The 24,856-nt window shown below is 66.7% G+C and carries 27 protein-coding genes and 1 pseudogene; 4 read left to right on the forward strand and 24 right to left on the reverse strand.

What is annotated here, in order from left to right; genetic code table 11:
• Nucleotides 1-34 precede the first annotated feature (34 nt).
• The 9 genes from nuoF to A5759_RS10280 form a co-directional block, all read right to left on the reverse strand.
• A complete protein-coding gene (nuoF, locus tag A5759_RS10240; RefSeq protein ID WP_068196970.1) occupies nucleotides 35-1,351 on the reverse strand; it encodes an NADH-quinone oxidoreductase subunit NuoF in 1,317 nt (438 codons plus the stop codon).
• The gene (gene nuoE, locus A5759_RS10245) at nucleotides 1,348-2,211 is read right to left on the reverse strand and encodes an NADH-quinone oxidoreductase subunit NuoE (protein WP_068196973.1); all 864 of its coding nucleotides are present in this window, start codon (nucleotides 2,209-2,211) and stop codon (nucleotides 1,348-1,350) included. The genes nuoF and nuoE overlap by 4 nt, the downstream gene beginning before the upstream one ends.
• Entirely contained in the window at nucleotides 2,208-3,569 is a 1,362-nt protein-coding gene (nuoD, locus tag A5759_RS10250; protein WP_068196976.1) for an NADH dehydrogenase (quinone) subunit D, read from the reverse strand. The genes nuoE and nuoD overlap by 4 nt, the downstream gene beginning before the upstream one ends.
• Complete coding sequence (locus tag A5759_RS10255) at nucleotides 3,569-4,285, reverse strand: NADH-quinone oxidoreductase subunit C (RefSeq protein ID WP_068196980.1); 717 nt, start codon at nucleotides 4,283-4,285, stop codon at nucleotides 3,569-3,571. Before A5759_RS10255 ends, nuoD begins: the two co-directional genes overlap by 1 nt.
• Nucleotides 4,282-4,836: an NADH-quinone oxidoreductase subunit B family protein gene (locus tag A5759_RS10260; protein WP_015305533.1), complete on the reverse strand. Its 555-nt coding sequence runs from the start codon at nucleotides 4,834-4,836 to the stop codon at nucleotides 4,282-4,284. Before A5759_RS10260 ends, A5759_RS10255 begins: the two co-directional genes overlap by 4 nt.
• The gene (locus tag A5759_RS10265) at nucleotides 4,827-5,201 is read right to left on the reverse strand and encodes an NADH-quinone oxidoreductase subunit A (RefSeq protein ID WP_064394376.1); all 375 of its coding nucleotides are present in this window, start codon (nucleotides 5,199-5,201) and stop codon (nucleotides 4,827-4,829) included. The genes A5759_RS10260 and A5759_RS10265 overlap by 10 nt, the downstream gene beginning before the upstream one ends.
• Nucleotides 5,202-5,367: 166 nt before the next feature.
• Nucleotides 5,368-5,769: a response regulator transcription factor gene (locus A5759_RS10270; RefSeq protein ID WP_064394377.1), complete on the reverse strand. Its 402-nt coding sequence runs from the start codon at nucleotides 5,767-5,769 to the stop codon at nucleotides 5,368-5,370.
• Between the two features lie 15 nt (nucleotides 5,770-5,784).
• The gene (locus A5759_RS10275) at nucleotides 5,785-6,318 is read right to left on the reverse strand and encodes a YceI family protein (RefSeq protein ID WP_068196983.1); all 534 of its coding nucleotides are present in this window, start codon (nucleotides 6,316-6,318) and stop codon (nucleotides 5,785-5,787) included.
• A gap of 55 nt (nucleotides 6,319-6,373) precedes the next feature.
• Entirely contained in the window at nucleotides 6,374-6,766 is a 393-nt protein-coding gene (locus tag A5759_RS10280) for a nuclear transport factor 2 family protein (RefSeq protein WP_068196985.1), read from the reverse strand.
• A gap of 48 nt (nucleotides 6,767-6,814) precedes the next feature.
• Here A5759_RS10280 and A5759_RS10285 point away from each other — a divergent pair, with 48 nt between their 5' ends.
• Nucleotides 6,815-7,441 carry a class I SAM-dependent methyltransferase gene (locus A5759_RS10285; protein WP_068196987.1) on the forward strand — a complete coding sequence of 209 codons (627 nt, stop codon included), beginning with the start codon at nucleotides 6,815-6,817 and terminating at the stop codon, nucleotides 7,439-7,441.
• Nucleotides 7,442-7,496: 55 nt separating this feature from the next.
• Here A5759_RS10285 and A5759_RS10290 read toward each other — a convergent pair whose 3' ends face one another.
• The 11 genes from A5759_RS10290 to A5759_RS10340 all read right to left on the reverse strand — a co-directional run bounded on the left by A5759_RS10290 (nucleotide 7,497) and on the right by A5759_RS10340 (nucleotide 17,453).
• Nucleotides 7,497-7,850 (reverse strand): DUF6285 domain-containing protein, encoded by a 354-nt coding sequence (locus A5759_RS10290; RefSeq protein WP_068196990.1) that lies wholly within the window; start codon nucleotides 7,848-7,850, stop codon nucleotides 7,497-7,499.
• The gene (locus A5759_RS10295; RefSeq protein ID WP_068196993.1) at nucleotides 7,847-8,818 is read right to left on the reverse strand and encodes a phosphotransferase family protein; all 972 of its coding nucleotides are present in this window, start codon (nucleotides 8,816-8,818) and stop codon (nucleotides 7,847-7,849) included. Before A5759_RS10295 ends, A5759_RS10290 begins: the two co-directional genes overlap by 4 nt.
• Nucleotides 8,815-10,053 carry an acyl-CoA dehydrogenase family protein gene (locus tag A5759_RS10300; RefSeq protein ID WP_068196996.1) on the reverse strand — a complete coding sequence of 413 codons (1,239 nt, stop codon included), beginning with the start codon at nucleotides 10,051-10,053 and terminating at the stop codon, nucleotides 8,815-8,817. The genes A5759_RS10295 and A5759_RS10300 overlap by 4 nt, the downstream gene beginning before the upstream one ends.
• 20 nt (nucleotides 10,054-10,073) lie before the next feature.
• Nucleotides 10,074-10,694, reverse strand: coding sequence for a TetR/AcrR family transcriptional regulator (locus tag A5759_RS10305; protein WP_068197005.1), 621 nt, complete (start codon nucleotides 10,692-10,694; stop codon nucleotides 10,074-10,076).
• Between the two features lie 6 nt (nucleotides 10,695-10,700).
• The gene (locus A5759_RS10310; RefSeq protein ID WP_066849940.1) at nucleotides 10,701-11,609 is read right to left on the reverse strand and encodes a hydroxymethylglutaryl-CoA lyase; all 909 of its coding nucleotides are present in this window, start codon (nucleotides 11,607-11,609) and stop codon (nucleotides 10,701-10,703) included.
• Nucleotides 11,606-12,811 (reverse strand): CaiB/BaiF CoA-transferase family protein, encoded by a 1,206-nt coding sequence (locus A5759_RS10315; RefSeq protein ID WP_068197009.1) that lies wholly within the window; start codon nucleotides 12,809-12,811, stop codon nucleotides 11,606-11,608. The genes A5759_RS10310 and A5759_RS10315 overlap by 4 nt, the downstream gene beginning before the upstream one ends.
• Complete coding sequence (locus A5759_RS10320; protein WP_068197012.1) at nucleotides 12,808-14,001, reverse strand: S9 family peptidase; 1,194 nt, start codon at nucleotides 13,999-14,001, stop codon at nucleotides 12,808-12,810. The genes A5759_RS10315 and A5759_RS10320 overlap by 4 nt, the downstream gene beginning before the upstream one ends.
• Nucleotides 13,998-15,104: a homogentisate 1,2-dioxygenase gene (locus A5759_RS10325; RefSeq protein WP_068197014.1), complete on the reverse strand. Its 1,107-nt coding sequence runs from the start codon at nucleotides 15,102-15,104 to the stop codon at nucleotides 13,998-14,000. Before A5759_RS10325 ends, A5759_RS10320 begins: the two co-directional genes overlap by 4 nt.
• Before the next feature lie 88 nt (nucleotides 15,105-15,192).
• A complete protein-coding gene (locus A5759_RS10330; protein WP_064394389.1) occupies nucleotides 15,193-15,582 on the reverse strand; it encodes a nitroreductase/quinone reductase family protein in 390 nt (129 codons plus the stop codon).
• A gap of 14 nt (nucleotides 15,583-15,596) precedes the next feature.
• Nucleotides 15,597-16,760 carry an acyl-CoA dehydrogenase gene (locus tag A5759_RS10335; protein WP_068197017.1) on the reverse strand — a complete coding sequence of 388 codons (1,164 nt, stop codon included), beginning with the start codon at nucleotides 16,758-16,760 and terminating at the stop codon, nucleotides 15,597-15,599.
• Nucleotides 16,761-16,895: 135 nt separating this feature from the next.
• On the reverse strand, nucleotides 16,896-17,453 hold the full coding sequence (locus tag A5759_RS10340) for a TetR/AcrR family transcriptional regulator (RefSeq protein ID WP_068197020.1): 558 nt from the start codon (nucleotides 17,451-17,453) through the stop codon (nucleotides 16,896-16,898).
• Nucleotides 17,454-17,763: 310 nt separating this feature from the next.
• Here A5759_RS10340 and A5759_RS10345 point away from each other — a divergent pair, with 310 nt between their 5' ends.
• Both A5759_RS10345 and A5759_RS10350 read left to right on the forward strand, forming a co-directional pair.
• The gene (locus tag A5759_RS10345; protein WP_066849921.1) at nucleotides 17,764-18,741 is read left to right on the forward strand and encodes an esterase family protein; all 978 of its coding nucleotides are present in this window, start codon (nucleotides 17,764-17,766) and stop codon (nucleotides 18,739-18,741) included.
• A gap of 64 nt (nucleotides 18,742-18,805) precedes the next feature.
• A pseudogene (locus A5759_RS10350) lies at nucleotides 18,806-19,450 on the forward strand (zinc-binding dehydrogenase); the annotation flags it as partial.
• 91 nt (nucleotides 19,451-19,541) lie between these two features.
• Here A5759_RS10350 and A5759_RS10355 read toward each other — a convergent pair.
• From A5759_RS10355 to hisN, 3 genes are all read right to left on the reverse strand, one after another.
• Complete coding sequence (locus A5759_RS10355; protein WP_068197023.1) at nucleotides 19,542-20,756, reverse strand: acyl-CoA dehydrogenase family protein; 1,215 nt, start codon at nucleotides 20,754-20,756, stop codon at nucleotides 19,542-19,544.
• 22 nt (nucleotides 20,757-20,778) lie between these two features.
• Nucleotides 20,779-22,170 (reverse strand): acyl-CoA dehydrogenase family protein, encoded by a 1,392-nt coding sequence (locus tag A5759_RS10360; protein ID WP_068197027.1) that lies wholly within the window; start codon nucleotides 22,168-22,170, stop codon nucleotides 20,779-20,781.
• A 96-nt stretch (nucleotides 22,171-22,266) separates the two neighbouring features.
• Nucleotides 22,267-23,061: a histidinol-phosphatase gene (gene hisN / locus A5759_RS10365; RefSeq protein ID WP_068197030.1), complete on the reverse strand. Its 795-nt coding sequence runs from the start codon at nucleotides 23,059-23,061 to the stop codon at nucleotides 22,267-22,269.
• 23 nt (nucleotides 23,062-23,084) lie between these two features.
• Here hisN and A5759_RS10370 point away from each other — a divergent pair, with 23 nt between their 5' ends.
• Nucleotides 23,085-23,441, forward strand: a complete 357-nt coding sequence (locus A5759_RS10370; RefSeq protein ID WP_068197033.1) for a hypothetical protein — start codon at nucleotides 23,085-23,087, stop codon at nucleotides 23,439-23,441.
• A 32-nt stretch (nucleotides 23,442-23,473) separates the two neighbouring features.
• Here the strand turns inward: A5759_RS10370 and A5759_RS10375 are convergent, their stop codons facing one another.
• Nucleotides 23,474-24,838, reverse strand: coding sequence for an FAD-dependent oxidoreductase (locus tag A5759_RS10375; protein ID WP_068197036.1), 1,365 nt, complete (start codon nucleotides 24,836-24,838; stop codon nucleotides 23,474-23,476).
• Nucleotides 24,839-24,856: the final 18 nt, after the last annotated feature.

Consider the following 24,856-nt stretch of genomic DNA (forward strand, 5'->3'; position numbering starts at 1 on the left):
GCGAACGTGCGGCCACTGCAGAAAATCGCCCCCATCAGGCCCCGACCCCTTCCGTCGCCATCAGCGTGGAGGCGTGCGGATCGAACGGGCACCCGCCGTCGAGGTGGGCGATGTACTCGTCGCGGAAGAACTTGATCGACGACATGATGGGTGCCGCCGCGCCGTCACCCAAAGCGCAGAACGCCTTTCCGAAGATGTTGTCGGAGATGTCGAGCAGCTTGTCGATGTCGGCCTCGGTGCCCGCGCCCGTCTCCAGACGCTCGTAGATCTGAGCCAGCCAGTAGGTGCCCTCGCGGCACGGCGTGCACTTGCCGCACGACTCGTGGGCGTAGAAGTCGGTCCAGCGGCGCACGGCGCGCACCACACAGGTGGTCTCGTCGAAGATCTGCAGCGCCTTGGTGCCGAGCATGGTGCCGACGCCGGCCATGCCCTCGTAATCCAGTGGTACGTCAAGGTGTTCATCGGTCAGCAGGGGAGTGGAGGAGCCGCCGGGGGTCCAGAACTTCAACCGGTGCCCGGAACGGACTCCGCCCGCATACTCCAGAAGTTCGCGCAGCGTGATGCCCAGCGGCGCCTCGTACTGTCCGGGGTTGGTGACGTGGCCCGACAGCGAATACAGCGTGAAGCCCGGAGACTTCTCCGAACCCATCGACCGGAACCAGTCGATGCCGTTGAGCAGGATGGGCGGAACGCTGGCGATCGACTCGACGTTGTTGACCACGGTCGGACAGGCGTACAACCCTGCGACGGCGGGGAACGGCGGCCGCAACCTCGGTTGTCCGCGTCGGCCTTCGAGCGAGTCCAGCAGCGCGGTCTCCTCACCGCAGATGTAGGCGCCCGCCCCGGCGTGCACGATCAGTTCCAGGTCGAAGCCCGACCCTTGGATGTCGTTGCCGAGGAAACCGGCCTCGTGCGCTTCGGCGACCGCGGCGTGCAGCCTGCGCAACACCGGCACCACCTCGCCGCGCAGGTAGATGAAGGCGTGATGCGCCCGGATCGCGTAGGCCGCGATGATCGCACCCTCGATGAGGAAGTGCGGGGTCGTCAGCATCAGCGGAATGTCTTTGCACGTACCGGGTTCCGACTCGTCGGCGTTGACCACCAGGTAGTGCGGCTTGGCGCCGGCGCCGGTGTCGCTCTGCGGGATGAACGACCACTTCGTGCCGGTGGGAAAGCCCGCGCCGCCGCGACCCCGCAGGCCGGACTCCTTCACCAGGTTGATGAGCTCGTCCGGGTCCATCGCCAGGGCCTTCTCCAGGGCGCGGTAGCCGCCGTGGCGGCGGTAGGTGTCCATCGACCATGGTTCCGGCTCGTCCCAGAACCGGCTGAACACGGGTGTCAGGTCTGTCATGCGCGGGAATCCGTTGTGTCTGGGTCGGTTTCGACGGTTTCTGACTTCGGCGGGACGGTCGCCGACGGGCCGGGCGCGGACGCGTTCCTGGTGGCCTCGACACCCGCCGTTTGGTCGTCGAGCGTCTCGGTGGAAGCGGCGGAGGCGTCGGCGTCGGGCGCCTGCATGCCGCGTTCACGCGCCACCCGCAGGCCCGCCAACGTGGCGCCGCCGACGTTGTTGCCGCCCGAGCGTGGGTCGGGCAGACCCGCGAGTGTGCGCGCGGTCTCCCGGAATGTGCACAGCGGCGTTCCCCGCGTGGGTTCGGGAGGTTGACCGTCGCGCAGCGCGTCGACGAGGTCGCGCGCCGAGGACGTCGTCTGGTTATCGAAGAACTCCCAGTTGACCATTACCACCGGCGCGTAATCACACGCCGCGTTGCACTCGATGTGTTCGAGGGTGACGCGTCCGTCCGGCGTCGTCTCACCGGCATGGACACCCAGATGTTCCTGCAGCGCTTCGAGAATCGCGTCGCCGCCCATCACCGCGCACAGGGTGTTGGTGCACACGCCGACGAGGTACTCGCCGGTCGGCGTCCGCCGGTACATCGAGTAGAAGGTCGCCACCGCGGTGACCTCGGCGTCGGTCAGGCCCAACTGCTTGGCGCAGAACGTGATACCGGCGGGGGTCAGGCATCCGTCCTCCGACTGCACAAGGTGCAGCAACGGCAGCAGCGCCGAACGCGACTGCGGGTAGCGCGAGATGATCATCTCGGCGTCGGCGGTGAGCCGTGCTACGACGTCGTCTGAATATGACACCGGCCCGTTGATCGGCGGGCCGGGTTCCTCGGGTCGCTGACCGAGCTCGAGGAATACGCTCACCTGTCCACGCCTCCCATCACCGGGTCGATCGACGCCACCGCGGTGATCAGATCGGCGACCATGCCGCCTTCACACATCGCGGCGACGGCCTGCAGGTTGTTGAACGACGGGTCCCGGTAGTGCACCCGGTAGGGCCGGGTGCCGCCGTCCGAGACCATGTGCACGCCGAGTTCGCCTCGCGGAGACTCGACGGCGACATAGACCTGCCCTGGCGGGACCCGGATTCCCTCGGTGACGAGCTTGAAGTGGTGGATCAGCCCCTCCATCGAATGACCCATGATCCTGGCGATGTGCTCGGGCGAGTTACCCAGCCCGTCCGGGCCGACCTTCAGATCGGCCGGCCAACCCAACTTCTTGTCCTCGATCATCACGGGCCCGGGCCGGAGTCGGTCCAGACACTGCTCGACGATCTTCAGCGACTCGTGCATCTCCTTGACCCGGATCAGATACCGGCCGTAGGAGTCACAACCCTCGTCGGTGATCACATCGAAGTCGTATGTCTCGTAACCGCAATACGGTTGGGTCTTGCGCAGGTCGTGCGGCAGCCCGGTGGAACGCAGACAAGGCCCGGTGATCCCAAGCGCCATGCACCCGGTCAGATCGAGATAACCGACGCCGACCGTGCGGCCCTTCCAGATGTAGTTCTCGTTGAGCAGGTCCTCGAGGTCCTTGAGCCGCTTGGGCATCAGCTCGAGCACCTCACGGATCTGCGGCACCGCCTCGTCGGGAAGGTCCACCGCCACCCCGCCCGGACGAACGTAGGCGCTGTTCATCCGCAGGCCCGTCACCGTCTCGAACACCGACAGGATCTGCTCGCGCTCACGGAATCCGTAGAACATCGCGCTCATTGCGCCCAGTTCCATCCCGCCGGTCGCCAGTGCGACAAGATGCGAGGAGATCCGGTTGAGCTCCATCATCATCACGCGGATGACGCTGGCGCGCTCGGGGATCGCGTCGGTGACGCCCAGCAGTTTCTCGACGCCCAGACAGTAGGCCGTCTCGTTGAAGAACGGCGACAGATAGTCCATTCGCGTGACGAACGTGACGCCCTGCGTCCAGTTGCGGAACTCGAGGTTCTTCTCGATTCCGGTGTGCAGGTAGCCGATTCCGCAGCGGGCGGAGATGACCGTCTCACCCTCGATCTCGAGGACCAGCCGAAGCACGCCGTGGGTGGAGGGGTGCTGCGGACCCATGTTCACGACGATGCGTTCGCCTGCGTGGGCCGCGGCCGCATCCTTGGCGGCCTGGACCACTTGGTCCCAATCCTGGCCGCCGACAACGATTACCGTCTCGTTGTTGTCCGACGCGGCCGAGGATGAAGCGCCGCCCTGCGTGGGCGGGACGTGCGAAATGCTCATCAGCTGTAGGCCCTCCGTTGATCGGGCGGAGGAATCTCGGCGCCGTGATACTCCACCGGGATGCCGCCCAACGGGTAGTCCTTGCGCTGCGGGTGCCCCACCCAGTCGTCCGGCATCTCGATCCGGGTCAGGGCGGGATGCCCGTCGAAGATGATGCCGAAGAAGTCGTAGGTCTCGCGTTCGTGCCAGTCGGTGGTGGGATAGACCTCGAACAGCGACGGGATGTGCGGGTCATCGTCGGGTGCGGCGACCTCGATCAGGATCCGCCGGTTGTGGGTGATGGACATCAACGGATACACCGCGTGCAGTTCGCGCCCGACTTTGTCGGGGTAGTGCACCCCACTGACCCCGAGACACAACTCGAAACGCAACTGCGGATCGTCCCGCAGCGCACGGGCCACGATAGGCAGCTGATCACGCTGCACCTCGAGGGTCAGCTCGTCGCGGTGCACCACGACCCGCTCGATCGATGCCGCGTAACCGTCCTCGCCGAGCACCTCGGCGAGCCGATCGACGACCTCGTCGAAATAGCGGCCGTAGGGACGTGGTGAGCTGCCGGGCAGCGCGACGGGTCGCACCAGGCGCCCGTAGCCGGAGGTGTCGCCCGATCCCTTAACCCCGAACATTCCGCGGCGGACACTGATGATCTTCGGTGCGTCCGCTTCGGCGCCGTTGCCGTTCGTCGCGTTCTGCTCGTCACCCGGGCCGCTGGTCATCGCAGCAGCCCCTTGAGCTCGATGGTCGGCGTGACAGCCAGCGCGGCCTGCTCGGCCTCGCGGATCGCCTCTTCGCGGTGCACGCCGAGCGGCATCTCCTGAATCTTGTCGTGCAGCTTCAGGATCGCGTGCAGCAGCATCTCGGGGCGCGGCGGGCAACCGGGCAGGTAGATGTCCACCGGGACGACGTGATCGACACCCTGGACGATCGCGTAGTTGTTGAACATCCCGCCCGAGGACGCGCACACCCCCATTGCCAAAACCCACTTCGGCTCGGCCATCTGGTCGTAGATCTGCCGCAGCACCGGCGCCATCTTCTGGCTGACCCGCCCCGCGACGATCATCAGGTCGGCCTGGCGGGGCGTGGCCGAGAACCGCTCCATGCCGAACCGGGAGATGTCGAACCGCGGGCCTGCCGTGGCCATCATCTCGATCGCGCAGCACGCCAGCCCGAACGTCGCAGGCCACAGCGAGCCCTTGCGGATGTAACCCGCCACCTTCTCGACCGTGGACAGCAGGATCCCGCCCGGCAACTTCTCCTCTAGTCCCATGCCAGACCTCCCCGTCGCCACACATAGGCGTAGGCCACGAACACCGTCGCCATGAACAGCAGCATCTCTATCAGCGCAAACAGTCCGAGATTGTCGAAAGCAACCGCCCACGGGTACAGGAACACGATCTCGATGTCGAAGATGATGAACAACATCGCGGTCAGGTAGTACTTGATCGGAAACCGCTGGCCGGTCGGCTGACCGGACGCACCCCCGTGCGGCACCGGCTCGATGCCGCATTCGTAGGCCTCGAGCTTGGCCCTGTTGTAGCGACGCGGACCGACCAGCAGAGCAATGGCAACCGAGCCGACCGCGAACGCCGCCGCAATAGCGCCAAGCACCAGGATTGGCGTGTACAAATCCATACCGAGCAAACGCTCCCTCGTGGGCTGTTCGATGTGAGCTTACCCACACCCTAGCGCCCTTTGGGATGCGCGCCACACCTTTTGGTTAGTATCGCTATTGGCAACGCGTGGCTATGTCGTCATGCCTCGAATAGGCAAGTGCGACAGGGGTTTACGTGTTTTCTGGCTATTGCACCAGGGTGCGCAGCAGCGAGGCCACGGCGTCGCCGAGTCGGATCGGATCGATCGGGTGGGGAACCGCGGCTTCCGCGCGCGACCAGCGGGCCAGCCACGCGTCATCGGGACGGCCGGTGAGCACCAGGATCGGCGGGCAATCCTCGATCTCGTCCTTGAGCTGCTTGGCGATTCCCATCCCGCCGACGGGGGTGGCCTCGCCGTCGAGGATCACCAGATCGAACCCGCCTTCATCCATCTGGCGGATGACCATGGGGCCCGTCGCCACCTCGACGTAGGTCAGCTCTGGCAACTCCGGATGCACCCGCTTACCGAGCGCGAGTTGTACCTCCTCTCGGGTCCTGGGGTTATCGCTGTAGACGAGGACCCGCAGCGGACGCGATGACTCGGCCATGTCGTGATCGTACGGCTAGCGAGTGTGCCGGAACACCAAGTCGCCGGAGATCGTCGACTTGTCACCGATCATGCCCACCAGGTTGCCGTCGACGCCGAAGTCTCGCCGGCTGACGGTGGCCTCGGTGACCAGCCGCATCCCGCCGTCGCCGACCGGTGTGACCTTGGTTCGCAGCGTCAGGGGTTTGGTCGTGCCCTTGATGGTCAGTTCGGCACGCAGGTCGATGGTGTCGCCGTCGATCGCGTCGGCCCCGGTGATGAGCACGCTGATCTCCGGATGGGTTTCTGCGCCAAAGAAATCGGCGGAGTGCAGATGTTCGTCACGCTTGCGGATACCGGTGCGCAGCGACGCGGCGTTGATCTCGATGTGCCCGGAAACCGTTTGCGGAGCCGATAATTGGCCGTCACCGCTGAACTCGGTGAACCGGCCCTTGACGGGTACCAGGCCCCACATCGACTTGCTGCGCACCCCGATCGTGGACTGAGCCGGGTCCAGCGTCCACGTTCCTGTCGAGGCGGGATCGCTGAAAAGCTCGCTCAGGCTTACCATGTCGTCTCCTAGCTCGGTTTGTCGGATCGGCTTGTGGCCGGTGTGGCCGGTCGGGTCACGTGGTGGGCTCGAGCAACGGAGCGATCTCCGCTGGGTCGAAGTACTCGTCGATTCGGCTGATCAGCCCGTCGGTGCCCAGTCTGATGATGATGCCCACGCGCATCGCGATGACGCCGCCGTTGTGTCCTGTCGCGTGCAGGATGTGCTGCTGGACCAGCCCTCCGTCGAACAGCTGACGATCGATGACCTCGTATCGGCGTTGTGAGGTGGTGTCGATGAACCAGTGCAGGACTCGAAGCGCCCGGTCCTTATCACGGTCGCGGTCGGCGACCTTCCAGACCACGACGTCGTCGTGCCACAGCCGCGAAATGGCGTCGCGGTCGCCGGTCTCGATCGCCGCGAACAAGCGATCCGCCACGTCGGTGACAACGTCGTGGGCAACGGTCACGTGATCCTCCTTGACCTCAACATCGATTGAGGTTGAACACTGGCGGGCATGGATGTGACACCTACTCTCTCGCTATTCGACGACGCCTACAAGAGCGGAACCGCACCGTGGGTGATCGGCGAGCCGCAGCCGGCGATCGTCGACCTGGAACGCGCGGGCCTGATCAGCGGCGCGGTGCTCGACGTCGGCTGTGGCGCCGGTGAGCACACAATCCTGCTCGCCGGCCTGGGCTACGACGTGCTCGGCGTCGACTACGCACCCTCGGCGGTCGAGCATGCCCGCAGAAACGCCGAGGCCAAGGGCGTCGACGCGCGGTTCGAGGTCGCCGACGCGATGGATCTCGGGGAGGCCGCCTACGACACCATCGTCGACAGCGCGCTGTTCCACATCTTCGACGACACCGACCGCGCCAGGTACGTGCGCAGTCTGCACGCGGCGTGCCGGCCGGGCGGGCTGGTCCACGTGCTCGCGCTCTCCGACCGCGGTCGCGGGTTCGGCCCTCAGGTCAGCGAATCCGACATCCGCGGCGCGTTCGGAGACGGGTGGGTCCTCGAGTCGCTGGGGGAGACCACCTACCGCGGCATCGTTCAGCCGGCTCAGGCCGACGCGATCGGATCGGCGCCCGGAACTCTCGTCGACGAACCGGCGTGGCTGGCCCGAATCCGCCGCCCCTGACGCGATTTGTGCACGATCAGGAGCGCTCACCGCTCCTCGATGTGCACAAATCGCGTCAGTAGCCGGGGTGGTTGACGTCCAGGCGGTGCCGGACGATCGTCCGCAGCACCGGCAACAGCTCTGCGGCGCGGCCGTCGAGCTCACCCGAGCGGATCGCCGCGGCCAGTTCGGGTTCGTCGTGGTAACCGATCTCGCGCAGAGCGTCGGTGACCTCCCCGGACGACGTGTCGAGTAGTTCGCGTTCGACGATGCGCAACACATTGGCCGCGACGCGGGCGTGGAAGTTGACCTGGCCGGCATCGGCCACCCCGCTGTCGGGGCCGGTGATGTTGCGGACGTCGTTCTCGAGGAAGCCGGCGACGGCGGCGATGAGTTCAGCCGCCGTCGGGCGGCCGTACAGCCAGGTCATCGCGGTCCTCCTCCTTCGAGCAGATCCAAAACGTCCCATTCGGTTTCGCTGACGCGCCGTCCGATCGCGGCCAGCTCGACCGACTCGGTCTGCCCCGACAGATGGCGTTCGGCCTGGTACCGGCAGATGACGCCCCACCGCAGCGTGGCAACGGTCAACCACCACCGGAACGCCTCCCGGTCGAGCGTCGTGTTCGCGGCGGACTCATAGGCGGCCAAAAAGTCCTCGACGCTGCCCAACCCGCCGGCACCGTGATGCTCCGGCGCGCCGAAACGCCATGCCCGGATACAGAACCAGGCCAGGTCTTCGTAGATCTCGCCGACGTGCACGAGCTCCCAGTCCAGCACCGCGGCCAGCCCGTTGTCGTCGACGATCACGTTGCCCATCCGGAAGTCGCCGTGCACCAGCACGTGCGGGGACGGAGCCGGCCGGTTGGCCTCAAGCCAACGGAAGGCCCACTCGAACGTCGCTGTGGTGTCGCCCATTTCGTCGAGCCGGGCCCGCCACTCCGACAGCTGGTCCGAGGGAGGCACGTCGATACCCTGATAGTCCGCACGGTGAATGGCGGCCAGCGCCTCGGCGCACTGATGCAGCAACCGTTGGCGGCCGGAGTCGTCGAGTGAGCGATAGATTCTGCGCACGATGGTCTCGCCACCGATGGCGTCGCAGATCAGGTACGGATTGCCCAGAGCGGCAGGGGAGTTGTCGGCGGCGAGAATGTGGGGCACCGGCGCCCCCGCGGCGGCCGCCCGCTGCTGAACGGCGGCTTCCAATTCCATGCTCGCGTGGACGTCGTCGGGCGGGCCCGTACGCAGGATCAGGGCGCGACGCGTATCGGTGACCGCATCGAACGCCCACGTCGTGCGGCTCGCACCGCCGGTCAGCGCGTGCAGATTCTCGACGGTCACGCCCTCGCCGAGCACCGGCCCGAGGACGCCGGTGAGGCCTTCGGCGAGTTTGCGGTTCAACGCTTGCCGAACCCGAACAGCCGCTGTGCCACCCGCCGGATCTGAATCTCCTCGGCCCCCTCGGTGATCCGGTAGCGCCGGTGATGCCGGTAGATGTGTTCGAACGGTTCGTGTCTGCTGTAGCCGACGCCGCCGAACACCTGCATCGCGCGGTCGGCCGCTTCGCAGACCAGCCGGTTGGCGCGGTAGTTGGCCATCGACACCTTGTCCGAAACCTCCATGTGGTGGTTGCGGTCCAACTCCGTTGCCGCGTAATACACCAGCAGGCGCACCATCTGGGCCTCGGTCTGTAACTCCACCAGCGGCCACTGCACGGCCTGGTTCACCGCCAGCGGCTTGCCGAAGACCTTGCGGTCGTTCGCGTATTGCACGGCGCGGTCGATGCAGTACTGCGCGGCGCCCAGGCTGCTGGCGGCCTGGCGAATCCTGTTCTCGTGCAGGAATGTCTGGCCCACCTCCAGGCCTCGGTCGATCTCACCGAGCACCGCGTCGGCGGGCACCCGGACGTCCTTCAGCTCGACCTCGCCGTGGTCGGTCGGCATGTTGAACGACCACCAGTAGTACGGCACCGTGAATCCGGGGGCGTCGGTGGGCACCAGGAATGCGGTGATGCCGCGGGCCTGTCCGGCTTCGCCGGAGGTGCGGGCGAACACCAGATCGTGGGTGGCGCGGTGCACACCGGTGTTGAATCGTTTGGCGCCGTTGATGACCCACTCGTCACCGTCGCGCACCGCGGTGGTTTCCATCCAGGTGGCGTCCGAACCGTGTGCGGGTTCGGTGAGGCCGAAGGCCATCGACCGTTTTCCGGTGATCAACGCCTCGGTCCACTCGGCCTTCTGCGCGTCGGTGCCGAACCGGTCCATCATGATGACCTGCGGGAAGTTGCCGACGATCGACGACTCGTTCTGCAGGTCGTTGTGCAGCCCGAGGCCCTTGTGCGCCAGATGTTCGCGGATGACGGCCATGTCGATGTTGCTGCCGTCGCGGCCACCGAACCGGGACGGCAGCCCGTAGCGCAGCCAGCCCGCCGCGTCCGCGCGCCTGCGCATCTCGTCGAGCAGGTCCTCCCATTCCCGCCGGGGGATCCCGTCGTTGTCCCAATCCGTACGGGCATGTTCGCGACGCTTGTCGAAGTACTGGATGTTCTCGCGTTCCAGCGGTTTGATCTCCGCCTCGATGAAGGCGTCCATCTCGGCAAGGAGTGCGGGCAGATGGTCGGGCAGGGCGAAATCCACGGTGATTTCCTTTCCGGGGTTCAGAAACCGTACAGCGTCTTCTTCCAGATCCTCGACAGCGTCGCGATCGCATCCTCGTCGGTCAGCTCGATGCCGAGGCCCGACGTTCCGACGAAGACGGTGGTGAAGTTCTCGAACAGCAGCGCGATGGCCGCCGCGGTGTGCTCGGGGTTGAGCTCGGCACCGTAGCCCTGCCCCTGTGCGCGCCGCACCGACGCGGCCACCACATCCATCCCCAACCGGCGAAACTCGTTCTGCACCGCCGCGAATCGCGGTTGGGTCGTGGCCAGCTGTGCGACGGCGATCATGATCCCGATGTTCTGTTTGAACATGTTCCAGTAGCCGGTGACCACGGTGCGGAAGAACGCGTCGTCATCCGGCGATTCGGGTAGGTCGAGTGCTCCGCCGGACGGTGCCACCACCTCGCGCAGAAACGACTGTGCGAGCACCGCCAACAGGTCTTCCTTGTCCACGAAGTAGCGGTAGAACGAAGCGGGTGACTTACCGGCTGCCGAAGTGATGTCGCCGAGCGTCGTACCGTGGAAACCGCGTTCTGCGAACAGTTTCCGCGCGGCCTTCTCGATGGCCTCGCGGGTCTGGCGGCCCTTGGCGCTCAGTGTCGGCGACGGTCCGGTGGGCACGTCTGCTCAGTTCAGGATTCGGTCGCCGGCGCGTAGCAGCGCGCTCGGAAGATCGTGTCCGACCAGGCGCTGCGCCACGCCGGCCGCCTCGATCGCGGTGTCCAGGTCCACGTCGACCCCGATCCCGCTGTCGCGCAACAGGTATACCAGGTCCTCGGTGGCGATGTTGCCGCTCGCACCGGGCGCGAACGGGCAGCCGCCCAGCCCGCCCACCGACGCGTCCAGCCGGGTGATGCCCGCCGTGACCGCCGCATAAGCACTGGCCAACCCGGCGCCGCGGGTGTTGTGGAAGTGGGCGCCCAGCGGGATCTCACCGACCAGCGGACGCAACGCCTCGATCGTCTCGGTCACCCGCCGGGGGGTGGCGGTGCCGATGGTATCGGCGATCGCCAACCGGTCGACCTCGCTCGACAACGCGGTCGTCATCACATCGACGACGCGCTGATGGGGCGTCGGGCCGTCGAACGGGCAGTCCCACGTGGTGGCGACGATGACCTCCACGCTGGCCCCGCTGTCGTGCGCGATCGAGATGATCTCCGGAATCAACGCCGTCGCCTCTGCGGAGGTGCGGCCCACATTGGCCTGGCTGTGACCGTCGGCGGCCGAGACCACGTACTCGATCGACGACAACCCCGCCGCGATCGCGCGTTTGGCCCCGTTCGGGCTGGCCACCAGCGCGGAGAACTCGATGCCGTGTGAGTCGCGGTACTCCTGCAGATGCGTGGCGAGGTCGGCGGCGTCGGCCAGGGCGGGCACCTTCGACGGCGAGACGAACGCCGTCGCCTCCATCTCGCGGACCCCGGTGGCGGCAACGGCGGCCAACAGTTCGAGCTTGGCCGACAACGGAATCGGGTCCTCGATCTGCAGTCCGTCACGCAGCGAAACATCCCGTATCTGCACGTGTTCCTGGTTCACAGCACTCCTTCCGCCCTCAGCGCGTCGAGTTCGGCGGAGCTCCTGCCGAGCAGGCTGCGGTAGACCTCGTCGTTGTGTTGACCGGGTGCGGCGGGCCCGGCGTAGCGCACGGTCCCGGGCGTCTCCGAGAGCACCGGCACGACGCCGGGACCCAGGACGGACCGTCCGACCCGCTCGTCCCAGTGCTCGACCAACATGTCCCGGGCCCGAAGCTGCGGATCTTCGACGACTTCGGCGACGGTGTTGATCGGCCCGGCGATCACGCCTGCGGCACTGAGGGTTTCGATGATCTCATCGGGTTGGCGTTCGGCGGCCCAGTCACCGATGATCTTGTCCAGTTCGTCCTGGTTACGGCCGCGCGCAACGTGATTTTCGAACCGGTCGTCGGTGGCAAGTTCGGGACGACCCATCGCCTCACACAGCCGGCGAAAGACGGTGTCCTGGTTGGCCGCGATCACCACCCAGCTGCCGTCGGCGCTGCGGTAGATGTTCGACGGGGCGATGCCCTCCAGTCGCGTCCCCGACGGGCCGCGCACCACACCGCCGACGTCGTAGTCGGGGATGGTGGATTCCTGGACCGCCAGGCACGCCTCGGTGAGCGCCGCGTCGACGACCTGGCCGTCGCCGGTCACCGAGCGGCGGTACAGCGCCGCCAACGCGCCCTGTGCGGCGAACATGCCCGCGAGGCTGTCGCCCAGCGACAGCGCCAGCCGGGGCGGCGGGCCGCCGGGAAAGCCGTTCATATGCCGCAGGCCGCTGGCCGCCTCGGCGACCGAGGCATATCCGGCCTTGTGCGCCTCGGGTCCGGTCTGCCCGTAACCGGACACGCGGACCAGGATGATGCCCCGATTGCGCTCGCGCAGCACGTCGTAGCCCAGGCTCCACTTCTCCAGCGTGCCCGGCCGGAAGTTCTCGACGATGATGTCGGAGTGCTCGACGAGGTCGAGGAACAGGGCGCGGCCAGCTTCGGTCCGCAGGTTCAGCGTGACGGCTTTCTTGTTGCGCGCGTGCACGGTCCAGAAGAAGTGATGCCCGTCGAGCTCGGCCTGGCCCCACGTGCGCAGCGGATCCGGGGCGCCCGGCGGTTCGATCTTGATCACTTCGGCGCCCATGTCGCCGAGCAGGCGTCCTGCGAACGGCCCCGAGATCAGCGTGCCGACCTCGATGACTCGGATGCCGTCCAGCGGACCCGTCACGCTCATAGCGAGAAGCCGTGCCTGTGCAGCCAGTCGGTGACGACGCCGACGGCTTCGCGCAGTTTGTCGCGCTGGTCGGCGCCGGCGTAATAGTGGTTCGCGCCCGGAATCTCGTGCATCTCCTTGTCATGATGCCCGATCGCCTCGTACAGCCTGCGCGTGTGGCTCGGTGTACATGCGTCGTCGGCGAGGTTGCCGATCACCAGAGTCGGCACCGCGATGTCCGGGCCGCACGCCACGGCGTCGCCGTTGGCGTCGTCGTAGCTCCACTGCGACAGCCAGCTGCGCAGTGTGCAGAACCGAGCCAGCCCGACCGGGCTGTTGTTCACCACCTGAGGGTCACCCAGGTAACAGGTCCCGGGGGTGCGTTCGTTCGGGTCGACGGCGGGGTCGAGCCAGCGGGGGTCGGCCATCGTGCTGTGCACGACGAACGCGAACTCGTCCTCGGGCCGCCCCGCGGCCTTCAGCTCGTCCAGTTTGTCCTTGACCCACTTAGTGATTCGGCGGTTGCGGTCGATCTGCGCCTCGCGGTAGCGGTCGAGGAACTCCTGCGAGTAGGGCGGCTGGTTCGGATTGTCCGGGTTGTACAGATCCAGTTCCGGATCGCGCTTGGTGGGATCGGACTCGTCGAGGATCGACGCGTCGAGCCACTCGGTCAGGGTGCCGTGGCGGCTGATGTGGGCGGCCAGCAGCATCAACCCGTCGGCGGGTATGAGGCCGAGCTTGGTCAGATCCGGCCCGTCACCCGACGGGCTGGCGGTGATCGTGGGGTGCTGGGCCTGCTGCTGGTAGAAGGCCGACAGTGAGCCACCGCCGCTCCATCCGGCCAGCACCACCTTCGAATAGCCCAAGCGGTTCTTGGCGTCCTTGATGCATTCGCCGAGGTCCTCGACGACCTTCTCCATCAGCAGCGCGGAGTCGGTGCCGCGAAATCGGCTGTTGCAGTAGATGACATGGTGTCCCGCCCGCGCGAGCCCGTTCATCATCGGCAGGTACGCGCCGCCGCCGATCGGATGCATGAACACCAGCACGGTATCGGAGGGTTTGTCCTTGGGCCGCAGCAGGTGGCTTTCGAGCACCACCAATTCGGCCACCCCACCGTAGACGTCGCGCACACCCGAAGTGTTCTGGTAGGCAACGAGATAGGGGATGCGGTCGTATTCGTAGCGCACCGGCGCTTCGGTCGTCCGGGTCATGCGTGCTGGCCCAGATCGTTGGCGAGCACCTCTGCCGACGGCGTCAGCCGCCGGGTCGTGTCGACGGAGATGACGTACCAACCGACGCGGTCCTGTTCGTCGAACTTGCGCCGCGCACGCTCGCGGGCCTTCTCCGGTGCGCCGTGGTGTACACCCTGCGGGGCGTGGCTGACCAACCCGGGCGGCATCGGGATACCGAACAGGTCGCCGCCGTGAAAGAAGGAGACCTCGTCGAAGTCGACGTTGCGGTGGTACCACGGCGGACGCTCGGTGCCGGGGACGCTCTCGGCGGGCCGGGGCAGGAAGTTCATCACCGCCACACCCGTCGCCTCCATGAACAAATGCACGGTCGGCGGCAGGTGCACGCTCTCGCTGGCGATCACGTTGTAATCGGCGATGTTGAAGGTGAACGGGAAGTTGTCGCCGCGCCATCCTTCGACGTCGATCGGGTTGTGTTGGTAGAACAGCGATGTCGGCCCACCCTCGTGGACGAGGCGAACTTCGTATTCTCCGTTGACTTGTGGGCCGTGGCCGTCGTCGAGCGGCTGCGGTTCGGGCACCGTCGTCTGTGACGGGTCGAACGGGAAGTGCCTGCCGAGCGGCCCGGGCGGTGGGACGCGGAACTCGGCGGTGGCCTCGATCATCAGCAACGTCGTTTCCTCGTCGGGAACCTGGCGCCACGTCGTCGCCTTCGGCACGTAGACCCAGTCGCCCTCTCGGTAGCGCAGCGGTCCGAACTCCGTCTCGAGCCGACCAGAACCCCGGTGCACGAACGACAACAGGTCCCCGTCGACGTGCCGCACGTAGAACGGCATCTCCTCGCTGCGCCGGCTCAACGAGATACGGCAGTCGGGGTTGCTGAACAACAGCAGCGGCGTGCCCGCGGCGTCGGTGGCGTCGCTGGGCTTGAGCTCGCTGGTCATCACATCGACCGGCCGCAGCGGTCCCGACGCCCGGTATGCGGTGGGGTCGTGGCGGCGGTAGATGTTGGCGGTGCGGCCGACGAATCCGCCACGGCCGAGTTCGTCGTCCTTGAGGCCGTCGAGGTCGGCGTGCAGACGCTTGGGAGTGCGGCCTTTGCGCAGGTGGACAAACGATTCCATGATTGGCTCCATCGACGATGACGGCGGGGCGCGGGGGACGCCCGCGACCAAGAACTAAAACTGACTTTAGTTTTACTTACGCCGCCAGTCAATCCTCGAGATCGACGCGGATGGTGAGCAGGTTGGTGCCGAAGGTCCGCACGCCGAAGCTGTTGAACTGCGGCAGCGAGCGCAACCGCTCACGCGCGTCATCGTCGGCGACGATGTGTGCGGTTCCCTTGTGCCACTTGCCGTTCAAGCGAACCCGCACGGCGGGATCGGCCTGAATGTTCTTGACGTATTGCGACTTCTCGCCAAACTCGGAGACGAACCAGAACTCATTGCCCACCCGCCGCCCACCCAGCGGAGTGCGACGAGGTTGGCCGCTCTTGCGACCCGTCGTCTCCAGCAACGTCTGGAACGGCAGGAGCCGCATCATTGGGTTCATGACGTTCTTCTGGAACATCTTGGTGACTTGGTCGCGCAAGTCCTCGGCCATGGGTTCCCCTCCGATCACACCATCGCGGTTCGTGACACTTTCATTCCCAATCTCAAGGCTCCTGCGAGCTCTCGGCTCGTGTCGTAGTCGAAGACCACGTGCCCGGCCACCACGTCGACGTCGCGCTTGATCCGTTGCAGCGGGTTGTCGACGAAATGCGCGCTGGCACCCGAGGCCTCGAGCAACAGCCCGATCACGTGTCGCGACTCGTGGACGATGTGCGCCGCGGCCATCCGGGCCGCCCCGCGCACCGGTCTCGGTACCGCATCGCCGGTCGCGACGATGGCCTCGATCTCTGCGATGGTGTCGGCCAGAAGGCCGCGCAGCGCCCGCAGACGCACCTCGGCCTCTCCGAGGCGGGCCTGCGCGATCGGCTTGTCCTTCTGCATGACGCCCTCATACGCCAGCACCCGTTCCGACAACCGCTCGGCGTAGATCTCGGCGACACGTTCGGCGCCGCCCAGCGCCGGCATCGCCGCCAACAGCGCCAAGGCGGGCACCATCGGCCAGCGGTAGGTGTTGGCATCGTGCAGCGCCGCGCCGGGCGCGGTACCGGTGTAGATGTCGACGACGCGGACCAATCGGTGTTCCGGGACGAACGCGTCGCTGATCACGACGTCGTTGGAGCCGGTGGCGCGCATGCCGTCGGTGTGCCACACGTCCTCAATCGCGACGTCTTCGATGGGCAGCAGCGCGAGCGCCGGGAAGATCGCGTCGTCGGGGCCACACAGCGCGCCGACCATGATCCAGTTGCCGTGCATCACGCCAGTGGCCCACGACCAGCGGCCGCTCAGTCGCATCCCGCCGTCGGTGGGCAGCCCTCGACCGGTCGGCGCCAGGGGAGCGGGGGCGAGAAACGGTCGGGCCGCGAAGGCCTCTTCCTGGGCCCGCTCGTCGAACAACGCCATGATCCAGTTGTGCAGGACATAGAAGCCGATGGTCCACGCGCTCGACGCGCAGCCGTGTGCCATTCGTCGGACCGGATCGAAGATCGCAGGCAGCGGCGCCTGCATGCCGCCGTATCGCGCGGGCACCAGCAGGTCGGTGAGCCCCGATGCGGTCAGTTCATCGACCGTCGCGTCCGGCAACTGGCGCAGCCGCTCGGCCTCCGGTGCCCGCTCGGCGAGCCGACCGACGAACCCGGCGTCGACAAGGGGGAGAGCCGGAGCGGCCGTCATGGTCCGAACGCTACCATACTTTTTTGTATGGAACGCGGCCCCCGCCCTCGACCGGCCGAGCGGGCATGTCTGCACCCGACACGCCGCCGAATCGCGACATCATGCGCACGCTCGTCGCGCACCGACGTGCGCGAACTACCGCGCCAGCATGATGTCGAGGAACCGTTCGCGCCGCGCCGCAGCCTTGCTGCTGGCTCTCGCGCCGGACAGGTGCAAGAAGCCGATCCCCGCCGCGAAGGTGGCGTTCGCGCGCAGATCGGCCTCGTCGGGGTCGAAGCCGTCCTCGACGAACGCCTCGCGCACCGCCTCGAGGACCCGCCGATCCGACGCCCGTACCCCCGCGGCGACCTCTTCGTCGGTTCGCGCCCACTCGCGCATCGCCCGTTCCAGCGTCCGATGTCGGGCATCCACCAGCGCACTCATCATTTGCGAGAGCCGCTCGCGCGGCGGCAGGTCGCTCAGCGCCGCGAAATGGCGCCGGTCGTCGTCGCGCACCTCGCCCCACGCCCGGACCAGCGCGGACCGATAGCCGGCCATATCGGGGAAGTGCCAGTAGAAGCTGCCCTTGGTGGCGCCGACGCGCTCGCACAGCGCATCCAGCTTGAGCGCCTTGATGCCCTGCTCGGCGAGAATCTCGTATCCGGCCTGAATCCAGTCGTCGACCGACAGTCGCGGCGTGCGGGCCGGTGCCATGACCGCAGCCTACGGGTGCCGTGATCGGCCCATCGATACCCGGTCGGAGCCATTTCCGACCGTCGTGTCAGTGGTAATTTGCTCGCAAAATCCGGCGCGCCAGACGGCCCTGGGTTTCTCCTGCGCTGATCATCATGTTTTACTGCACACGCGACAACTGAAATTTTCTCGGTCCGCTCGACGGCCCCGGGCTCAGTCGAGCGGGCATGACAACGCAGTGCACACATTGCTGCGGTGTCGATGGCGATCGCTCGATCGCGGACGGAACGGCCTCCAAAGTGGCAAACCGGAAGATGGATGGACTTGCAGTATGAGCTTGATTGACAAGATTCGCGGCCCATGGGCGCGGCGCTTCGCGGTGGCGGCCATCGCGGCGGCCCTGCTACCGGGATTCGTGAGCCTGGCCGGCCAGTCAGCCACCGCTGGGGCGTTCTCCCGGCCCGGCCTGCCGGTCGAGTACCTGATGGTGCCGTCCCCGTCGATGGGACGCGACATCAAGGTGCAGTTCCAGAAGGGCACCGGCTCCAAGGCGGTGTACCTGCTCGACGGACTGCGTGCTCGCGACGACTACAACGGCTGGGACCTGGAGACCCAGGCGTTCGAGTGGTTCTACGAGACGCCGCTGTCGCTGGTCCTGCCGGTCGGCGGCCAGTCGAGCTTCTACTCCGACTGGTATGCGCCGGCGTGCGGTAAGGCCGGCTGCCAGACCTACAAGTGGGAGACGTTCCTCACCAGCGAGCTGCCCCAGTGGCTGTCCGCCAACAGGGGCGTGTCGACGACGGGCAACGCCGCCGTCGGCCTGTCGATGTCCGGCAACTCCGCGATGATCCTCTCGGTCTACCACCCCGACCAGTTCGTTTATGCCGGGGCACTGTCGGCGTTCCTCAACCCGTCCGAGGGCCAGTGGCCGTTCCTGATCAACATGGCCATGGGCGACGCGGGCGGTTTCGACGCCAACGACATGTGGGGCCGCACCGAGGACCCGAACAGCGCGTGGAAGCGCAACGACCCGATGGTTCAGATCCCGGCTCTGGTGGCCAATGGCACCAGGCTCTGGGTCTACTGCGGTAACGGCACGCCCAACGAGCTCGGTGGCGCGAACCTGCCCGCCGAGTTCCTCGAGGGCCTGACCATCCGCACGAACATCACGTTCCGTGACAACTACATCGCCGCGGGCGGCAACAACGGTGTGTTCAACTTCCCGCCCTACGGCACGCACAGCTGGGAGTACTGGGGTGCTCAGTTGCAGGAGATGAAGCCTGACCTGATCTCGCATCTCGGTTCGTAAGACACGTCAGGAGTCCCTGGACGCGACCCGCGTCCGGGGACTCTTGCGTTCCCCGGCTTGCGGGTTGACGACGGCGGAGGCCGCCGCGATCGGCACAGCCGGCTTCACCGCGGCCATGAGCGTCAACGCAATTCGCGACCACGGTGTGCGACCGCAGGACGGGCCCGTACTGGTCACCGGTGCGACCGGAGGCGTCGGCAGCATCAGTGTCGACCTGCTGGCCGCTCTGGGCTACGAAGTGATCGCATCCACCGGGAAGGCCGAGGCGCACGACTATCTCATGGGCCTGGGCGCCTACCAGGTGATCGGACGCCTACCCGAGGAAGGGGAGAAGGTCCGCCCGCTGGGTAAGTCGAAATGGGCCGGCGTCGTCGACAGCGTCGGGGGCGACACCCTCGCATACGCGCTGAGCACCCTCAATTACGCGGGTGTCGCGGCGATCTCGGGGTTGGCCAGATCGGCCGACCTTCCCACAACCGTGATGCCGTTCATCCTGCGCGGCGTCACCCTGGCGGGCATCGACTCCGTACAGCTCGCGATCGGGCCGCGTCGCGAGATCTGGAAGCAGATCGAGGGCGAGCTCAAGCCGAAGCATCTCACCGACATCACCAAAGACGTCCCGGTGCTCGAGGCGCCGCACACCTTGCGCACGATCATCGGCGGCGGCGTCACCGGCCGCACCCGTGTGGTCGTGCACGACGGGTTCTAGAGAGTTCTAGGCCGGTCATGTGCCAATTGTGAAATCAGCGACGCTTTTTCGGGATTTCCGTCGCCAGATTCACAAACGGTGCGCCGGCCGCCTACTTGAGTTCGGCCGACGACAAGCCGAGCAGCCGGCGCGCCACGACCAACAGCTGAATCTGCTGGGTGCCCTCGAAGATGTCGAGGATCTTGCTGTCGCGGGCCCACTTCTCCAGCAGAGTGACCTCCGAGTACCCGACGGTGCCGGCCAGTTCGACCGCCTTCAGCGTGATGTCGCTGGCCACCCGGCCGGCTTTCGCCTTACCCATCGACGCTTCCTTCGAGTTCGGAATGTCGTTGTCGGCCTGCCACGCCGAGCGCACCATCAGCAGATACGCCGCCTCCCAATCGGATTCCATCCGCAGGAACTCCGCCGCGGGTGCGCTCTGCGCGTGCGACGGCTTGTCGTAGGAGATCTCGATGCCGGCCTCGGTGAGGATCTTGCGCAGCTCCTCGAGGGCGGCGCGGGCAATGCCGACGGCCATCGCGGCGACCACGGGCCGAGTGTTGTCGAAGGTCTCCATGACCCCGGCAAAACCCTTCTCCACGTGGATCTCCGGGCTACCCAACAGGTTGTCCTTGGGGATCCGGGCATTGTCGAACCGGATCACCGCGGTGTCGGAGGCCTTGATGCCGAGCTTGTCCTCGAGTCGCTCGACCGTCACCCCTGGATGTTCGCGCGGAACGATGAACGACTTGATCGCCGCACGGCCCAGCGACTTGTCCAGCGTCGCCCACACCACGATGTGGGTGGCGCGGGATCCGGCCGTGACAAAGATCTTCTCGCCGTTGATCACGTACTCGTCGCCGTCCAGCCTCGCCGTCGTCGACACCGCCGCTGAATCGGAGCCGAAGTCCGGTTCGGTGATCGCCATCGCGGCCCACACGTCCTTGCCCAGACGCTCGAGCTGTTCGGGCGTGGCCACGCTGGAGATCGCCGCGTTACCGAGCCCCTGGCGCGGCACCGACAGCATCAAAGCCACGTCGCCCCAACTGATCTCCATCACGTTGAGTACGGCCGACATGTTCGCGCCGTTGTGGTTGGCGCCCCTGGGCTCGTCACCGCCCGCGAACGCCTCGGCGCCTGCGAACGCGAACGCCTTCGCGTCCTGGATGCCCTCGAACAGGGTGGCCAGGGTGTCCAGCTCCACCGGATACTCGTGCTCACGCAGATCCCACTTGCGAGAGATCGGGCGCAGCATCTCCGCGGCCCCCTGATGGGCCTTCTCGATGACCGCCTCGAGCTTGCGCGGCAGCTCCAAATTGATTGCCATGATTCGACTTCCGCTCGTGAGACTAGATAACTACGACACCCTCGGCGACGCCGATGGCGCGCAGATCGCGATACCACCGCTCGACGGGATGTTCCTTGGTGTAGCCGTGGCCGCCGAGCAGCTGCACACCGTCCAGGCCGATCTGCATGCCCTTGTCGGTGCCCAGCCGTTTGGCCAGTGCGGCCTCGCGGGCGAACGGCAGACCCTGATCGGCTCGCGACGCGCCGCGCCACGTGATCAAGCGCAGACCGTCGAACTCGATCGCCATGTTGGCGCACATGAACGCGACCGCCTGACGGTGCGCGATCGGTTCACCGAACGCCTTCCGTTCCTTGACATAGGGGACGACGTAGTCGAGCACCGCGTGGGCGGTGCCGACGGCGAGCGCCGCCCAGCCGAGCCGCGACAGCGCGAGCGCCTCCGAGTAGTCCTCGTCAGTTGCGCCGTCCTCGCCGAGGCGCGCCGACAGCGGCACCGTGACCCCGTCGAGTGCGACCTGGCCGATCGCCGCTCCGCGGATACCCATACCCGGGTCGGGCGTGATGCTCAGACCCTTCGACGACGACTCGACGATGAATAGCGCGGGCTTGCCGTTGAGTTGCGCTCCGACGATGAACAGTTCGGCATTGGCGGCGGCCGGCACAAGCGACTTGACCCCGTCGAGGCGGTACCCGCTCGGGGTGCGGACCGCGGTGGTCTTCAACGCGGTGGCATCGAACAGCGCTCGCGGTTCGGCGATCGCCACGCAGGACTGCGGAACATTCTCGCCCGCAAACTCTTTCAGATAGGTGGCCTGCTGATCGGCGCTGCCCCAGTGCGTGAGCGCCGACGCGACACCCGCGGGAGCCAGGATGGGCAACGCGAGGCCCATGTCGCCGTACGCCAGTGCCTCGGCGACCAACACATTGGTGACGGCTGCGCGGTGCGCGGCGATGCCCTCGAAGTCCTCGGGAACGTTGATCGCGGTGATGCCGAGTTCGGATGCCTTCGCCACGAGGTCGACGGGGTAATCGGCGGACTCGTCGGCCTCGCGCGCCGCGGGACGGATAACCTCCTCGGCGAACTCGCAGACCGTCTCGACGATCATCTGTTGTTCGTCGTCGGGGGTGAGGTCGAAGTAATCCGAACCGCTCTTCTTCAGTCGCGTCGGTCCGCTCTGGTTACCCGACACCCGCTTGAACTGCCTGCTGGCCGCGCCCGCGAACGAGAACACCTGCTTGACGCCGTACTTCAAGCCACGGTTGAGCGGATCGCGCAGGTTGTAGCGGTCCAGGAACTCCTGGCCGACCAGGGGAGTGACCAGCGCCAGACCGAGATCGGTCGCCGACCGCTTGTGCTTCTTCAGGCCGACCGCGCTTTCTTTGTCGCTTCGCTTCGACTTGGATCCGTTTTTCGACGGCAGGGCTTTACTCATTTCGACTGCCTCGCTTCGATTTGTGACGTCCGAACTCGTCGAACTGACTCCAGAGTAAGGTATCGGAACTGACTCGTCGGTAAGTTGTTGTCGAACTCACAGCTCAGGTGCCGACAAGCTGCGCAGCACGGCGTCATGCAGCAGTCCGTTGGTCGCGACCGCGCTGCCGCCGTGCGGGCCGGCCTCACCTGTGAGGTTGGTGAAGCGGCCGCCGGCCTCGCGCACCAGGACGTCGAGCGGCGCCAGGTCCCACGTCGAGACTTCGGGCTCCATCGCGATGTCGACGGCCCCCTCGGCGACCAGGCAGTAGTTGTAGAAGTCGCCGTAGCCTCGCACCCGCCACACCGCGTCGGTCAGCGCGACGAACCGGTCGCGGATGCCGCGGTCGGCCCACCCGGAGAGGCTGGAGAACGCCAGGCTCGCCGAGCCGAGGTCCTCGATCTTCGACACGCTCAGCCGTCGCTGCGGTTGCCCGGACACCTGCGCGTACGCACCCCGCCCGGACACCGCCCACCACCGTCGGTGCAGCGCGGGTGCACTCACCACGCCGAGCACGGGTACGCCGTCGCGCAGCAACGCGATCAGCGTCGCCCACACCGGTACCCCGCGGACGAAGTTCTTGGTGCCGTCGATCGGGTCAACGACCCACTGCCTGCCCACGAACTCCTTCGTGCCGCCGAACTCCTCGCCGAACACCGAATCGGCCGGGCGCTGCTCGCCGAGTCGCTCCCGGATCATCGATTCGACTTCGAGGTCGGCATCGGTGGCCGGCGTCAGGTCGGGTTTGGTCTCGACGACGAGGTCGACCGCGCCGAAGCGGGCCGTGGTCCGAGCATCGGCTGCATCGGCCAGAGCGAGCGCCAATGCCAGATCGTCCGCCTCGGGATCCATGCCTGTCGTCCTACCATGTCGGGATGTGGGAATTCGCGGTGATACTGCTGATCGTCGGTGCGCTGGTGCTGCTGGCCCGACCGATGCTGATGCGCCGTCGCGGCACCCCGCCTGACTGGCCGTCGGGTCAACTGCTGGTCACCGGCGTCAGCCCCCGGCCGACCGACGTCATCGGGCCGCAGTACGTCACGATCACCGGCGTCATCAACGGGCCCACGGTCAACGAGCATGTCGTCTACCAACGGCTCGAGGTCGACGTCGACGACTGGCCGACGATGGGCCAACTGTTTCCCGTCGTCTACTCGCCGAAGAACCCGGACAACTGGCGATTCGCGCCGCAGGCCCCGCCGCCCGAGGCGCCACCACCGCCCTACTCCTGAGGCTTCAAGCGTGGTGCACGACGAGCCGATGCTCAGCCGTGCCCGATCCTCAACATCGCGGCCACGGTGGTCAGCTTCACGCGCGGGCGCCCGTGCGGTTCGCCTGCTGACCGCTCGTACTCGTCGATCAGCCGCCAGTGGTCATCGGTGATCACCTTCGGCTGCCGTTCGACCAACCACTCGGCCAGCCGCCGCGAATGGTCCTCGGCGAAGTCGGCGAGTTGCGCTGCCGACAGGTCGGCGATCAGCGTGTCCACGGTCTCCTGCGAATCGCTCTTGTTGCTGCCGATGACACCCGTCGGCCCCCGCTTGATCCAGCCGACCACGTACTCGTTGCGGCTGCCTTCGACGCGCCCGTGGGTGTGCGGGATCGTGCCGCTGCGCTCGTCGAACGGCAGGCCGGGCGTCGGAACCCCGCGATAGCCGACCGCGCGCACCACGAGCTGGGCCGGCACCTCCTCGCGTTCACCGGTGTCCTTGGCCACGATGCGGCCGTTCTCCTCGACCAGCTCGTTGCGGCCGAGCACGATCGATTCGACGTGACCGTCCCCCTTGATCTCGATCGGGGAGGTGCGGAAACGGAAGACGATGCGCCGCTTGGCGTTCTTCGGTGTCTGTTCCCCATAGCCGCGCAGCACCTTGATGTTGTTGCGCACGGTCTTGCCCGCCGCTTCGAGGTCGTCGTCGGTGATGTCGGCGAAGTCGGCGGGATCGATGATGACGTCGACGTCGCCGAGCCCCTCGAGGTGCCCGAGTTCGCGCAGCTCCAACGTGGTGAACGGCGCCTGCAACGGCCCCCGTCTCCCGATGACGAGGACCTCCTCCACCCCGCGGTCGTGCAGTGACTTCAGCGCGTGGTCGGCGATGTCCGTCGCGGCCAGCACGTCGGGATCGGTGACCAGAATCCGCGCCACGTCCAAAGCGACGTTGCCGTTGCCGATCACGACGGCGCGACCGCTGGAGATGTCCGGTGCGATCTCCTCGAAATGCGGGTGGGCGTTGTACCAGCCCACGAAATCGACGGCGGCGACGCTGCCGGGCAGGTCCTCACCGGGGATCCCCAGCGCCCGGTCGGATTGGGCGCCGACGGCGTAGATCACCGCGTCGTACTGTTCGGACAACTCGGCGGGGTGCACGTGCTCGCCGACCGCGACGTTGCCGAAGAAGCGGAATCGCGGATCCAACGCGGTCTTTTCGAACTGGGCGCTGATCGACTTGATCTTCGGATGGTCGGGTGCCACACCCGAGCGCACCAGCCCCCACGGGGTCGGCAACATCTCGAGCATGTCGACGCGCACGTCGGCGTCGTCCTGGGAATCGGCGAACTTGAGTAACGACGCCGCGGCAAAGTAACCCGAAGGCCCTGAGCCGACGATCGCCACGTGGTAGGGGCGCATGGACACCTTTGGTCGAAG

The sequence above is a fragment of the Mycobacterium sp. 852014-52144_SCH5372336 genome (genome assembly GCF_001665615.1).
GTDB lineage: Bacteria > Actinomycetota > Actinomycetes > Mycobacteriales > Mycobacteriaceae > Mycobacterium > Mycobacterium neumannii_A.